This window comes from Streptomyces sp. NPDC005574, from assembly GCF_040605435.1.
Lineage (GTDB): Bacteria > Actinomycetota > Actinomycetes > Streptomycetales > Streptomycetaceae > Streptomyces.
The window spans coordinates 126,073-139,583 of record NZ_JBEXCW010000004.1; the positions used below are offsets into that span (position 1 = coordinate 126,073).

The window sequence follows — 13,511 nt, forward strand, 5'->3', positions numbered from 1 at the left end:
GTTCCCCCCTGACGCTCCGGCCGGTGCCGCGGCCCGCTCGACCGCTCGCCTCCGGCGCTCCGGCTGGTGCCTCGATCGGTCCTCGCTCAGTCCCCCGCACCACCTGCGGACCCGCCGTCCCCGGGTCTCTCCTCGGGTGGTCGCCCGGTCCCCGGGCTGTCCGTCCGCCCCCGTGCGGGGTCCGGAAGCCGGCGCCCGGTGAACAGCGTGGCCGTGTCCTCGCCGGGCTCCCCCTGTGCGTACGCCGCCCTGCGCGCCCAGTTCGTGCCGTACCCGGCGGTGGCGTTGAGCTCGGCCCAACGGGTGCCGTACACGGGCGCCGGGGGCCGGCCGGTGGGCGGGGGGCCGCCGCCGCGCAGCGCCGCGCGCAGGCCGGGGACGGACACGACGGCCATCAGCGTCATGCTGCCGACGACCGCCCACCCGGCGCCGTCGATGCCCGTCGGCGCGAACAGGACGGCCGCGCTGCCCAGTACCAGCGTGCACATCGCACCCTGGAGCACGGCCAGCATCCCGGTGCGCCCCTGGACCCGCAGCACCCCGATGTACAGCTCCACCGCCACCCGGGGCAGCGCGCCGACCGCGAGCAGCCGCAGCACGGTCGAACCGTGCGCCGAGTAGTCCGGGCTGAACGGCGCGAGGATCCGCGGAGCGAAGACCACCAGGACCAGGATCACCGGCACCAGCAGCAGCGTCATCCGGCGCAGCGCCCCCCGCACTCCGTCGGCGAGGCGGCGCGGGTCGTGCGAGGCGTGTGCGGTGAGCGAGGAGGCCATGTTGATGGCCAGGAACTCCATCGTGCCGCCGACGGTGTACGCCACGTAGAAGAACCCGTTCTCCGCCGCGCTGAACCGGACCGCGACCATCACCGGCAGCAGGTTGATCATGGCCAGGCTGAACAGCGCCCCGAGCGAGTCCCCGGCCAGGAAGCGCCCCATCTCCCGTGTGCCGGGCGGCTCCACATGCCGGTCCGCCGCGGCCTGGCGCGGGATGAGCCGGCGGAAGACCAGCCAGCCCAGCGGCAGCGTGGAGAAGGCGATCGCCACGGCCCAGGACACGAAGATGCCCAGCACCGGCAGGGCGGTGGCGAACACGATCAGCAGGACCAGCTTGCCCAGGGAGAACACCGCGTTCCCGGCCGGCACCCACTCGGCCCTGCGCAGCCCGGTCAGGACGCCGTCCTGGAGGGTGAGCAGCGCCCAGGCCACGGAGGCGGCGACGAACAGCGTCCCCGCGGCGGGCGTACCGAGCGGCGCGAAGGACGGCCCCCACATGCCGAGCGTGAGCAGGAAGACGACGGCCGCCGTCACGACGACCACCGAACTCGCCGCGTACGCCCGCCACACCAGCGCACCGGTCGCGCGCCCGGCCCGCGGCACGAAGCGCACCACCGCGCCGATCATCGTCGTCGCCGTGATGCCGGCGAGCAGCCTCATCGCCGCGATGGCGGCGGAGCCCTGGCCGACGGCCTCCTCCGAGTAGTAGCGCGCCGCCACCAGCCAGAATCCGAGCCCGAGCACGGCGGAGACCCCGGTGCTGAGCATGAGGAAGTAGGCGTTCTTGAACATCGAGTCGGCGTCCGATCGGCTCCCATTCCCAAAGGCGCGCCCACTCCCCGATCCGGAACCGCTCCCCGACCCGGACCCGCCGTCGGTTCCGGACCCGTGCCCGCCGTCGGTTCCGGACCCGTGCCCGCCGTCGGTTCCGGTTCCGTGCCCGCCGTCGGTTCCGGTTCCGGCCCCGATCCCAGGCCCGCTCCCGGCGCCGGACCCGCTCCCGGCTGCCGGCTCGCCCCCGGCCCCCGGTGCGTCTCCGGGCGGTGCCGAGCCGCCGCCGGGGTTCGCCGCGGCCGGCTCGTGCACCCGCGTCTCAGCCACGGGAGGGGGCCGGCCCTCTCGGCACCGGCCCTTCGGCCGCCGTCGACTCCGGCCCCGCCTCTCCTGGCATCTGGGCCGGTCGCGCCCCGCACTCCTCCAGCACGGCGACGACCGCGCGGGCCCGCAGGGGATCGACGGGCAGCGCGTGCCGGGCGAACCAGCGGGCCCCCTCGGGTGCGGGCGAGAGGTCGGTGAAGGCGGCACCCGCGTAGTCGTCCAGGGGCGGGTCGTAGAGGTAGCCGACGACGATGCCCCGCCGTGCCAGCGCCCTGATCGCCGCGTCCCGGTCGGCCACGAACAACGGCACCCGGAACAACGGCTGCACGCGGCCACCGGGGCCGCCCGCCGCCCGCGGCCCCGCCCACCGCGTCGACAGCAGCAGCTCCGTGCCGGCGCGACAGGCCGCCAGCGTCTCGTCCAGCCGGTCCAGCCGTCGGCCGATCCGGCCGAGCCGCAGCCGCCCGGACCGCAGACGGTAGTCGTGCAGGTCCACCCGCACCCAGGGGTCGTACGGCTCCAGGCCAGGCGCCGCCTCGCCGGCCCGGACGAGCTCCGCCGGGCGCAGGGGCATCCGGATCTCCTCCCGTTCCGTCAGCCCCAGCAGCCGCAGCGTGGCCCAGGCTGCGCTCCGCAGGCCCAGCCCGCGCACGGCCGCCTCCACGAACGGCCGTACGACATAAGCCAGTTCCGCCGTCACCCGGCCGGGCGTGAGCAGGTCACGGCCGGCCCGCTCCAGCGCTTCGCGCTGCCCGGGGTCGGCGACCGCCAGCATGCCGCCCGCCTTGGCGCCCGCGTGCTTGGACAGGCTGAAGACGGAGGCGTCCCCCCAGCCGCCCACCGGCCGGCCGCCCACCTCGCTGCCGATGGCGTGCGCCGCGTCCTCCAGCAACGGAATCCCCAACGCGTCGCACCGGGCGCGCAGTCGGGGCGCCGGATCCGGATTGCCGTACAGGTTGGTCGTCAGTACGGCCGACAGCGAACCCCACACCGCGTCGGGCACGGCGTCGACGTCGACGGACGCGTCCAGCGGGTCGAGCGGTGCCTGCACAGGGCGCAGCCCGGCCGCGAGCACGACGAACAGGATGACGTCGTCGTTGACCGGCGACATCAACACCCGCCCGCCGGGCGGACACCAGTGGCGCAACGCCAGATACAGGCCGAAGCGGCACGACGGTACGTATACGCATTCCCGGCCCAGTCGCCCGCGCATGAACTCTTCCAGCCGCCTGGTCCGCTGCGGTGGTGAGTTCGGGCGCGCCGACCCGAGGCCGGCCTCCCCAATGGCCATGAGCCCCCCTGAACGCCGTCGGAACGCCCCCTCCCCGAGGCCTTCCGGCACCCGCCCAGAGTCTCCCTTTTCGCACCACTGCGTCAAGATTGCGTGCCCGCCTGTGGACAACTTTCCGCACACGGACACGAACGGAGCGCCACGAACGCGGGCCGAGGCGACGGGCACTGCCCACGACCGGTGACACCGCCGTAACGTGTGGTGCGACCACCGGAGCGACCCGGTGACCACGGAACGCACGAAAGTGAGGCAGCACTCCATGCCCCCCTTCGATGTCCCCGAGGGCGACCCCTTCGGCCCGAACAACCTTCCGTACGGCGTGTTCTCGCTCCCCGGCTCCGCCGAGCGGACGGTCGGTGTGCGGCTCGGCGACGCCGTCCTCGACGCGGGCGCGGCCGCCGCGGCACTCGGATCCCCGTACATCTCGCTGCTCGCGCGGCCGTCCCTGAACCCGCTGCTGGCCGCCGGCCGCACCGCGTGGTCGGACGTACGGCGCGCGCTGACGGCGTGGGTGACCGTGCCGTCCCACCGGGAGGTCATCGAGCCCCTGTTCCACCCGCTGTCGTCGGTGACCCTGCACCTCCCCTTCGAGGTCGCGGACTACGTCGACTTCTACGCCTCCGAGAACCACGCCCGGAACGTGGGCCGGATCTTCCGTCCCGACGCGGCCGACCCCCTGACCCCCAACTGGAAGCACCTGCCCATCGGCTACCACGGCCGCGCGGGCACGGTGGTGGTGTCCGGCACCGATGTCGTACGGCCCTCCGGGCAGCGCAAGGCCCCCGCCGACCCGGCGCCCGCCTTCGGGCCGTCCGTCCGCCTGGACATCGAGGCGGAGGTCGGGTTCGTGGTCGGAGCACCCTCACGGCTGGGCCGGCCGGTGCCCCTCACCGACTTCCGCGACCACGTCTTCGGCGCCTGCCTGCTCAACGACTGGTCCGCGCGGGACATCCAGGCCTGGGAGTACGTCCCGCTCGGCCCGTTCCTCGGCAAGTCCTTCGCCACCTCGGTGTCGGCGTGGATCACCCCGCTCGACGCGCTGGAGGACGCGCGGATCTCGCCGCCCGGACGGACGCACCCGCTGCTGCCCTACCTCGACGATGCCGGCGACGAACCCGGCGGCTACGACCTGCGCATCTCGGTCGCCGTCAACGGCCACGTGATCTCCGAGCCCCCCTTCTCCACCATGTACTGGACGGCCGCCCAGCAACTCGCGCAGATGACCGCCAACGGCGCCTCCCTGCGCACCGGCGACCTGTACGGCTCCGGCACGGTCAGCGGTCCCACCGAACGTGAACGCGGCTCCCTGCTCGAACTCACGTGGAACGGCCGCGACCCCCTCGAACTCCCCGACGGCAAGCGGACGTTCCTCGAGGACGGCGACGTGGTGACGATGACGGCCTGGGCACCGGGACCGGGCGGAACCCGCGTGGGCCTGGGCGAGGTCACGGGCCGCGTGGTGGGGGCGGACCGGCAGGAGTGATGCGGGGTGGGTGATGTGGGGTGTGTGATGCGGGGTGGGTGATGTGGGGCGGGTGTGACGGGTGACAGGTGACTCCTGACCGGTGAGGGTGACCGGTGAGGGGTGAGGGTGGCGCGGGGGTTGCTCGTTGTCGGGGGCGTGAGGCGGACGTCCGGCTTTGCGCCTGACTCCGGTGGCCCGCGCGGTCATACTTACGGGAGGCGATGCTCGCGCGGTGCCGACGCGTCCACCGCCCCGCACCTCCGAGCCGTAGCCGCACCCTCCCGAACGAGATCCGGAGCCCGTGGCATGACTGTCTGCCTGCTCCTGCTGAGTGCCGTCGCCCTCATGGCCGCCGTGCCGGTTCCGCGTGCGCTGACCCGGTCCGAGTGGCCGGAACGGGAACCCGTGGTCGCGCTGTGGGTGTGGCAGTGCCTGGTCGCCACCGTCCTGCTGTGCTGTCTGACCGCCCTGGTGCTGGGCGCGGCGGCTGTCTTCCACACCGTCCGCGACCGCGTCTTCGCCCCGGCGCCGCCCGCCGTGACCGCTGCCTACGACCTGTCCACCGCACCGCTGTGGGCCGTCGCCCTCACCGTGCTGCTGGCCTGCGGGGCCGCCTGGACCACGGCGATGCTCGCCCGTGAACTCGTCGAGGCGCGCCGGCGTCGCGGCCGGACCCGGGCCCACCTGCGTGAACGCGCCCCCGATCTGCCGGCCGGCCTGCCTCCCGCCCGCGGCCCCATGCTGGTCCTGGAGGACGAGTACCCCGACGCCTGGTGGATGCCCGGCCATCCGTCCCAGCTGGTCGTGACCACCGGGGCACTGCACCGCCTCACCGACCCCCAGTTGGACGCCGTCCTCACCCACGAACGCGGTCACGCGCGCGCCCGCCACGACTGGCTGCTGCACCTCTCCACCGCGCTGGCCACGGGCTTCCCGCGAGTCCCCCTGTTCGCCCATTTCTGCGACCAGACGCACCGCCTGGTGGAACTCGCCGCCGACGACACGGCGTCCCGCCGGTGCGGCCATCTGACCACCGCCCTGGCCCTGATCGAGCTGAACCAGCACCGGGGCGTCCTGTCCTGCGCCTCCAGCCACCGCCTCCTCGGCGAGCGCGTCGACCGTCTCCTCCAGCCCCCGCCCCGCCTCGGCCGCGGCAACCGGGCCCTGGCGACCACGGTGGCCGCGCTGGTGCCGCTGGTCCCCCTCCTGATCACCTTCGCGCCGGGCCTGACGGCACTGTCCTAGCCCCGGCGCCCGGAGTAGCGCCGGGCCGGGTCATGGGCCCGGCCCCGGACGTCTTCCCCTGACGGCGCCGGCCGTCGCATTTTCGGTCAGCGTCGCCCGCCGGCCCAGGCCGGGGGCGAGCCCGCGCCCGCCGCTACATCCAGTCGTCCGGTTCGGGCTCGTGCCCGGCGTCCATCTCGGGCCAGTCGTGCGCACTGGAATCCGGCTGGGCCGCCGCACGGGCACCCGTATCCCGCGCGGGTCCCCGCCTCGCGGGCGCCGCGCGGACCGGCTCCGCCGCGCCTGCCGCCGCCGGTTCGTCGGCGGTCGTCGTCACCGCCGGGTCCGGTGCCGAGCCGGCGGTCCCGGCCGGGCCGCCGGTTGCCGCCTCCGCCGGGCTGTCCAGCGCGGCGAGCGCCCCGATCACGCCCTCCCCGTAGGTCAGCAGCTTCTTCTCGCCCACCCCGCTGATGCCGCCGAGCTGCGCCACCGACGTGGGCCACACGCTCACGATCTCGCGGAGCGTGGCGTCGTGGAAGATCACGTACGCCGGGACGCCCTGTTCACGGGCCTGCTCGGCGCGCCAGGCACGCAGCGCCTCGAAGGCGGGCAGCAGTTCCTCGGGCAGCTCGACCGCGGCGGCCTTGGCCTTGCGCTCGCCCCGGCCGGAGCCCGACGATCCCGACCGCGAGCCGACCGGCTTCTTCGGCTCCTTGCGCAGCGGGACCTCCCGCTCCCGGCGCAGTACCGTGCCGCTGGCCTCGGTCAGCACCAGGGTGCCGTACTCCCCCTCGACCGCGAGCAGGCCCTGTGCCAGCAACTGCCGCACCACACCGCGCCATTCACCTTCGGTGAACTCCTCGCCGATGCCGAACACGGACAACTGGTCGTGGTCGAACTGGATCACCTTCGCCGTGCGCCTGCCGAGCAGGATGTCGACGATCTGCACGGCCCCGAACTTCTGCCCCCGCTCCCGCTGCAACCGCACCACCGTGGACAGCACCTTCTGGGCCGCGACCGTGCCGTCCCAGGTCTCCGGTGGGGCCAGGCAGGTGTCGCAGTTCCCGCAGCCCTCGGTGTCGGGGTCCTGGCCGAAGTAGACCAGGAGCTGTCCGCGCCGGCACTGCACCGTCTCGCACAGCGCCAGCATCGAGTCGAGGTGTGCGGCGGCCCGGCGGCGGAACGCCTCGTCGCCCTCGCCCGACTGGATCAGTTTGCGCTGCTGGATGACGTCGTTGAGGCCGTACGCCATCCATGCCGTCGACGGCAGCCCGTCACGGCCTGCGCGGCCGGTCTCCTGGTAGTAGCCCTCGACCGACTTCGGCAGGTCGAGGTGGGCGACGAAGCGGACGTCCGGCTTGTCGATGCCCATGCCGAAGGCGATGGTCGCCACCACGACCAGGCCGTCCTCGCGCAGGAAGCGGGACTGGTGCGCCGCGCGGGTCCCCGCGTCGAGGCCCGCGTGGTAGGGCACCGCCTCGATGCCGTTGCGGGACAGGAACTCGGCGGTCTTGTCGACCGAGTTGCGGGAGAGGCAGTACACGATGCCCGCGTCGCCCGCGTGCTCCGCCTGGAGGAAGCCGAGCAGCTGCTTCTTCGGGTCCGCCTTCGGCACGATCCGGTACTGGATGTTCGGCCGGTCGAAGCTCGCCACGAAGTGCCGGGCGTCCGGCATGTTCAGCCGCTGGGTGATCTCCTGGTGCGTGGCGTGCGTGGCCGTCGCGGTGAGCGCGATCCGGGGGACGTCCGGCCAGCGCTCGCCGAGCAGGGACAGGGCGAGGTAGTCGGGCCGGAAGTCGTGGCCCCACTGGGAGACGCAGTGCGCCTCGTCGATCGCGAACAGCGCGACCTTGCCGCGGGAGAGGAGGTCGAGCGTCGACTCCAGCCGCAGCCGCTCCGGGGCCAGGTACAGCAGGTCCAGTTCGCCGGCCAGGAACTCGGCCTCGACGACGCGCCGCTCGTCGAAGTCCTGCGTGGAGTTCATGAACCCGGCGTTCACGCCCAGCGCCCGCAGTGCGTCGACCTGGTCCTGCATGAGCGCGATGAGCGGGGAGACGACGATGCCCGTGCCCGGTCTGACCAGCGAGGGAATCTGGTAGCACAGCGACTTGCCGCCGCCGGTCGGCATGAGCACGACGGCATCGCCGCCGGCCACCACGTGCTCGATGACCTCCTGCTGCTCGCCGCGGAAGGAGTCGTATCCGAAGACACGGTGGAGCGTGGCCAGCGCCTCGCTCTCGATCACCTCTGGCATCTCGCTGATCCCGCCCGTCCCGCGCATCGTCCTGTCCCCCGTACGTCGTCCCTCGACCACTGCGTCCACCATAGGGGCCCGCGCCGACAGTGCCGGACTTATCCACAGGCGCCCGGTGCGCTTGTCGTATCAGCCCGTCGGGGGCCCCGCACACGCGTGGGGCCCCGGCCCCTCCCGAGGAGGAACCGGGGCCCCACGCGGCCGGTCAGCGGACGAACACGCCCGCCTGGCTCGCCAGGTCCAGGAAGTACTGCGGCGCCACGCCCAGCACCAGCGTCACCGCGACGCCGACCCCGATGGCGGTCATCGTCAGCGGCGAGGGCACGGCGACCGTGGGGCCGTCGGGCCGAGGCTCGCTGAAGAACATCAGCACGATGACGCGGATGTAGAAGAACGCCGCGATCGCCGACGAGATCACACCGACCACGACCAGCGGAGCCGCGCCGCCCTCCGCCGCCGCCTTGAACACGGCGAACTTCCCGGCGAACCCGGAGGTCAGCGGAATGCCCGCGAAGGCCAGCAGGAACACGGCGAAGACGGCCGCCACCAGGGGCGACCTGCGGCCGAGCCCGGCCCACTTGGACAGGTGGGTGGCCTCACCGCCCGCGTCCCGCACCAGCGTCACGACGGCGAAGGCACCGATCGTCACGAAGGAGTACGCGGCCAGGTAGAAGAGGACGGACGACACCCCGTCCGGCGTGGTCGCGATGACACCCGCGAGGATGAATCCCGCGTGCGCGATGGACGAGTACGCCAGCAGCCGCTTGATGTCGGTCTGCGTGATCGCCACGATCGCGCCGCCCAGCATGGTGATGATCGCGACGCCCCACATGACCGGCCGCCAGTCCCAGCGCAGGCCGGGCAGGACCACGTACAGGATCCGCAGCAGCGCGCCGAACGCCGCCACCTTGGTCGCCGCCGCCATGAACCCGGTCAGCGGGGTCGGGGCGCCCTGGTAGACGTCCGGCGTCCACGCGTGGAAGGGCACCGCGCCCACCTTGAACAGCAGCCCCATGGCGATCAGCGCGGAGCCGATCAGCAGCAGCGCGTCGTTGCCCATGGTGCCCGCGAGGGCCGGGTCGACCGTGGTGATCGTGCCGTCGACGACCTGCGCGATCGTGGCGTACGACACCGAGCCCGCGTAGCCGTACAGCAGGGCGATGCCGAACAGGGTGAACGCGGAGGCGAACGCGCCGAGCAGGAAGTACTTGACCGCGGCCTCCTGCGACATGAGCCGCTTGCGGCGGGCCAGCGCGCACATCAGGTACAGCGGCAGCGAGAAGACCTCCAGCGCGACGAACAGCGTCAGCAGGTCGTTGGCCGCCGGGAAGACCAGCATGCCGGCGACCGCGAACAGCAGCAGCGGGAACACCTCGGTGGTGGTGAACCCGGCCCGCACCGCGGCCTTCTCGCTGTCGCTGCCCGGTACGGAGGCGGCCTGCGCGGCGAAGGAGTCGACCCGGTTGCCGTGCGCCTCCGGATCGAGCCGCCGCTCGGCGAAGGTGAACAGGCCGACCAGACCCGCCAGCAGGATCGTGCCCTGGAGGAAGAGAGCCGGGCCGTCGACCGCGATCGCGCCCATCGCCGCGATCCGGGCCTTGGTCGTGCCGTATCCGTCCGCCGCGAGCACGACGACGGCGGCGAAGGCGGCGATCAGCGCCAGCGCGGAGAGGAACACCTGGACGTAGTAGCGGGATTTACGCGGTACGAACGCCTCCACCAGCACCCCGACGATCGCCGCTCCGACGACGATCAGGGTGGGCGACAACTGTCCGTACTCGATCTTCGGCGCGTCGATCTTCGAGATCGGGTCGGCCGCGGTTGTCCACAGGCTGTGGACGGCTGCTGCGCTCACTTGGCCGCCTCCACCTCGGGCTGGGGGTCCTTTTTGTGTACGTCGGACAGCGTCTTCTGGACCGATGGGTTGACGATGTCCGTGACGGGCTTCGGATAGACGCCCAGGAAGATCAGCAGAACGATCAGCGGGGCGACCACCACGAGCTCGCGCGCCCGCAGGTCCGGCATCGCGGAGACCTCCGCCTTCACCGGGCCGGTCATCGTCCGCTGGTAGAGGACGAGGGTGTACAGCGCGGCGAGCACGATGCCGAAGGTGGCGATGATGCCGATCACGGGATAGCGCGCGAACGTGCCGACCAGGACCAGGAACTCACTCACGAACGGCGCCAGGCCCGGCAGCGACAGGGTCGCCAGACCGCCGATCAGGAACGTGCCGGCGAGGATCGGCGCGACCTTCTGCACCCCGCCGTAGTCGGCGATGAGCCGCGAGCCGCGCCGGGAGATCAGGAAGCCGGCCACCAGCATCAGCGCGGCCGTCGAGATCCCGTGGTTGACCATGTAGAGCGTCGCGCCGGACTGGCCCTGGCTGGTCATCGCGAAGATGCCCAGCACGATGAAGCCGAAGTGCGAGATCGACGCGTACGCCACCAGCCGCTTGATGTCCCGCTGGCCGACGGCGAGCAGCGCCCCGTAGATGATGCTGATCACCGCCAGGACGAGGATCACGGGCGTCGCCCACTTGCTCGCCTCCGGGAACAGCTGGAGGCAGAAGCGGAGCATCGCGAAGGTGCCCACCTTGTCCACGACCGCCGTGATGAGCACCGCGACCGGGGTGGTGGCCTCCTGCATGGCGTTGGGCAGCCAGGTGTGCAGCGGCCACAGCGGCGCCTTCACCGCGAAGGCGAAGAAGAAGCCCAGGAACAGCCAGCGTTCGGTGTTGGTCGCCATGTCGAGCGTGCCGTTGGCGCGCGCCTCGGCGATCTGCTGGAGGGAGAAGTTCCCGGCGACCACGTAGAGGCCGATCACCGCGGCCAGCATGATCAGGCCGCCGACCAGGTTGTAGAGGAGGAACTTCACGGCGGCGTACGTCCGTTGGGTGGACGCCGCCTCCTCGCCGTGCTCGTGGGCCCGGTCCCCGAAGCCGCCGATGAGGAAGTACATCGGGATCAGCATGGCTTCGAAGAAGATGTAGAAGAGGAACACGTCGGTGGCCTCGAAGGAGATGATCACCATCGCCTCGACGGCCAGGATCAGGGCGAAGAAGCCCTGGGTGGGCCGCCACCGCGTGTTGCCCGTCTCCAGCGGGTCGGCGTCGTGCCAGCCCGCGAGGACGATGAAGGGGATCAGCAGGGCGGTCAGCGCGATCAGCGCCACCGCGATGCCGTCCACACCCAGCTCGTACCTGACCCCGAACTCCGCGATCCAGGCGTGCGACTCGGTGAGCTGGTAGCGGCTGCCGCCCGGGTCGAAGCGCACCAGGACCACGACGGCCAGGGCGAGTGTGGCCAGCGAGACCAGCAAGGCCAGCCACTTGGCGGCGGTGCGTCGCGCGGCCGGTACGGCCGCCGTGGCGACCGCCCCGAGCGCGGGAAGTACCGCCGTCGCTGTCAGCAGAGGAAAGGACATCGGTATCAGACCGCCCTCATCAGCAGGGTCGCGGCGACGAGGAGTGCCGCACCGCCGAACATCGAGACCGCGTACGACCGCGCGTAGCCGTTCTGCAGGCGCCGCAGCCGCCCTGAGAGCCCGCCGACCGAGGCCGCCGTGCCGTTGACGACTCCGTCGACCAGGGTGTGGTCGACGTACACCAGGGAGCGTGTGAGGTGCTCGCCGCCGCGGACCAGGACGACGTGGTTGAAGTCGTCCTGCAGCAGGTCGCGCCGGGCGGCCCGGGTGAGCAGCGACCCGCGCGGGGCGACGGCCGGCACCGGACGGCGCCCGTACTGGGCGTAGGCGATGGCGACGCCGACGACCAGGACCACCATGGTGGCCAGGGTGACCGTCGTCGCGCTGACCGGCGAGTTCCCCTCGCTGTGCCCGGTGACGGGCTCCAGCCAGTGCAGGAAGCGGTCGCCGATGCTGAACAGGCCGCCCGCGAAGACCGATCCGAAGGCCAGCACGATCATGGGGATCGTCATGGAGGCGGGCGACTCGTGCGGGTGCGGCTCGGCGTGTTCGCCGTCGTGCGCCGCCGCGGGCTCCGCGCTCGGCTCCTGCGGGGAACGCGTCGCGCGGTTCCTCCAGCGCTCCTCGCCGAAGAACGTCATCAGCATCACGCGCGTCATGTAGTACGCCGTGATGGCCGCGCCCAGCAGGGCCGCGCCGCCGAGGATCCAGCCCTCGGTGCCGCCCTTGGCGAACGCCGCCTCGATGATCTTGTCCTTGGAGAAGAAGCCGGACAGGCCCGGGAAGCCGATGATGGCCAGGTAGCCGAGGCCGAAGGTGACGAAGGTGATGGGCATGTACTTGCGGAGGCCGCCGTACTTGCGCATGTCGACCTCGTCGTTCATGCCGTGCATGACCGAGCCCGCGCCGAGGAACAGCCCGGCCTTGAAGAAGCCGTGCGTCACCAGGTGCATGATCGCGAAGACGTAGCCGATCGGGCCGAGTCCGGCGGCGAGCACCATGTAGCCGATCTGCGACATCGTCGAGCCGGCCAGCGCCTTCTTGATGTCGTCCTTCGCGCAACCGACGATCGCACCGAACAGGAGCGTGACGGCGCCGACGACGGTGACGACGAGCTGTGCGTCGGGCGCGCCGTTGAAGAGGGCGGCGGAGCGGACGATCAGGTAGACGCCCGCGGTCACCATGGTCGCGGCGTGGATGAGGGCCGAGACCGGGGTCGGGCCCTCCATCGCGTCGCCGAGCCAGGACTGCAGCGGCACCTGGGCGGACTTGCCGCAGGCGGCGAGCAGCAGCATCAGCGCGATCGCGGTGAGCTTGCCCTGGCTCGCGTCGCCCGCGATTCCGCCCTCCTGGTAGGTGCCGAGCAGTGGGCCGAAGGCGAAGGTGCCGAAGGTGGTGAACATCAGCATGATCGCGATGGACAGGCCCACGTCGCCGACGCGGTTGACCAGGAAGGCCTTCTTGGCCGCGGTGGCCGCGCTGGGCTTGTGCTGCCAAAAGCCGATCAGCAGGTAGGAGGCGAGGCCGACGCCCTCCCAGCCGACGTACAGCAGGAGGTAGTTGTCGGCGAGGACCAGCAGCAGCATCGCCGCCAGGAACAGGTTCAGGTAGCCGAAGAAGCGGCGGCGCCGCTCGTCGTGCGCCATGTACCCGATGGAGTACAGATGGATCAGCGAGCCGACGCCGGTGATCAGCAGCACGAACGTCATCGACAGCTGGTCGACGCGGAAGGCGACGTCGGCCTGGAAGCTCTCGACCGGCACCCAGGTGTACAGGTGCTGCAGCAGGGTCCGGTTCTCGGCGCTCCGGCCGAGCAGGTCGGCGAAGAGGACGACGCCGAGCACGAAGGAGACGGCCGCCAGGGCCGTGCCGATCCAGTGGCCGACGGCGTCGAGACGCCGGCCGCCGCACAGCAGTACGACCGCTCCGAGCAAAGGCGCCGCCACCAGCAGCGCAATCAGGTTCTCCACGATTCAGCGA

Annotated in this window: 7 protein-coding genes and 1 pseudogene; 2 read left to right on the forward strand and 6 right to left on the reverse strand. The window is 72.1% G+C overall.

Translation table 11 applies throughout. The features are described 5' to 3' along the window. Positions 1–191 precede the first annotated feature (191 nt). Together ABZT03_RS04710 and ABZT03_RS04715 are read right to left on the reverse strand one after the other, a co-directional pair. Positions 192–1,574 (reverse strand): annotated as a pseudogene (locus ABZT03_RS04710) (lipopolysaccharide biosynthesis protein); the annotation flags it as partial. A 295-nt stretch (positions 1,575–1,869) separates the two neighbouring features. Continuing rightward, a complete protein-coding gene (locus ABZT03_RS04715) occupies positions 1,870–3,087 on the reverse strand; it encodes a DegT/DnrJ/EryC1/StrS family aminotransferase (RefSeq protein WP_356033462.1) in 1,218 nt (405 codons plus the stop codon). 337 nt (positions 3,088–3,424) lie between these two features. On the opposite strand from ABZT03_RS04715, the gene fahA reads away from it, so the two are divergent. Further along, positions 3,425–4,648, forward strand: a complete 1,224-nt coding sequence (gene fahA, locus ABZT03_RS04720) for a fumarylacetoacetase (RefSeq protein WP_356033464.1) — start codon at positions 3,425–3,427, stop codon at positions 4,646–4,648. Positions 4,649–4,936: 288 nt separating this feature from the next. Next, positions 4,937–5,875: a M56 family metallopeptidase gene (locus tag ABZT03_RS04725; RefSeq protein ID WP_356033466.1), complete on the forward strand. Its 939-nt coding sequence runs from the start codon at positions 4,937–4,939 to the stop codon at positions 5,873–5,875. 133 nt (positions 5,876–6,008) lie between these two features. Here the strand turns inward: ABZT03_RS04725 and recQ are convergent, their stop codons facing one another. The 4 genes from recQ to nuoL all read right to left on the reverse strand — a co-directional run bounded on the left by recQ (position 6,009) and on the right by nuoL (position 13,501). Next, positions 6,009–8,135, reverse strand: coding sequence for a DNA helicase RecQ (gene recQ, locus ABZT03_RS04730; RefSeq protein ID WP_356033668.1), 2,127 nt, complete (start codon positions 8,133–8,135; stop codon positions 6,009–6,011). 178 nt (positions 8,136–8,313) lie between these two features. Further along, positions 8,314–9,963, reverse strand: a complete 1,650-nt coding sequence (nuoN, locus tag ABZT03_RS04735) for an NADH-quinone oxidoreductase subunit NuoN (protein WP_356033468.1) — start codon at positions 9,961–9,963, stop codon at positions 8,314–8,316. After that, positions 9,960–11,531, reverse strand: a complete 1,572-nt coding sequence (locus ABZT03_RS04740) for an NADH-quinone oxidoreductase subunit M (protein WP_356033470.1) — start codon at positions 11,529–11,531, stop codon at positions 9,960–9,962. The genes nuoN and ABZT03_RS04740 overlap by 4 nt, the downstream gene beginning before the upstream one ends. 5 nt (positions 11,532–11,536) lie before the next feature. Next, the gene (gene nuoL / locus ABZT03_RS04745) at positions 11,537–13,501 is read right to left on the reverse strand and encodes an NADH-quinone oxidoreductase subunit L (RefSeq protein ID WP_356033472.1); all 1,965 of its coding nucleotides are present in this window, start codon (positions 13,499–13,501) and stop codon (positions 11,537–11,539) included. Between the last annotated feature and the right edge of the window lie 10 nt (positions 13,502–13,511).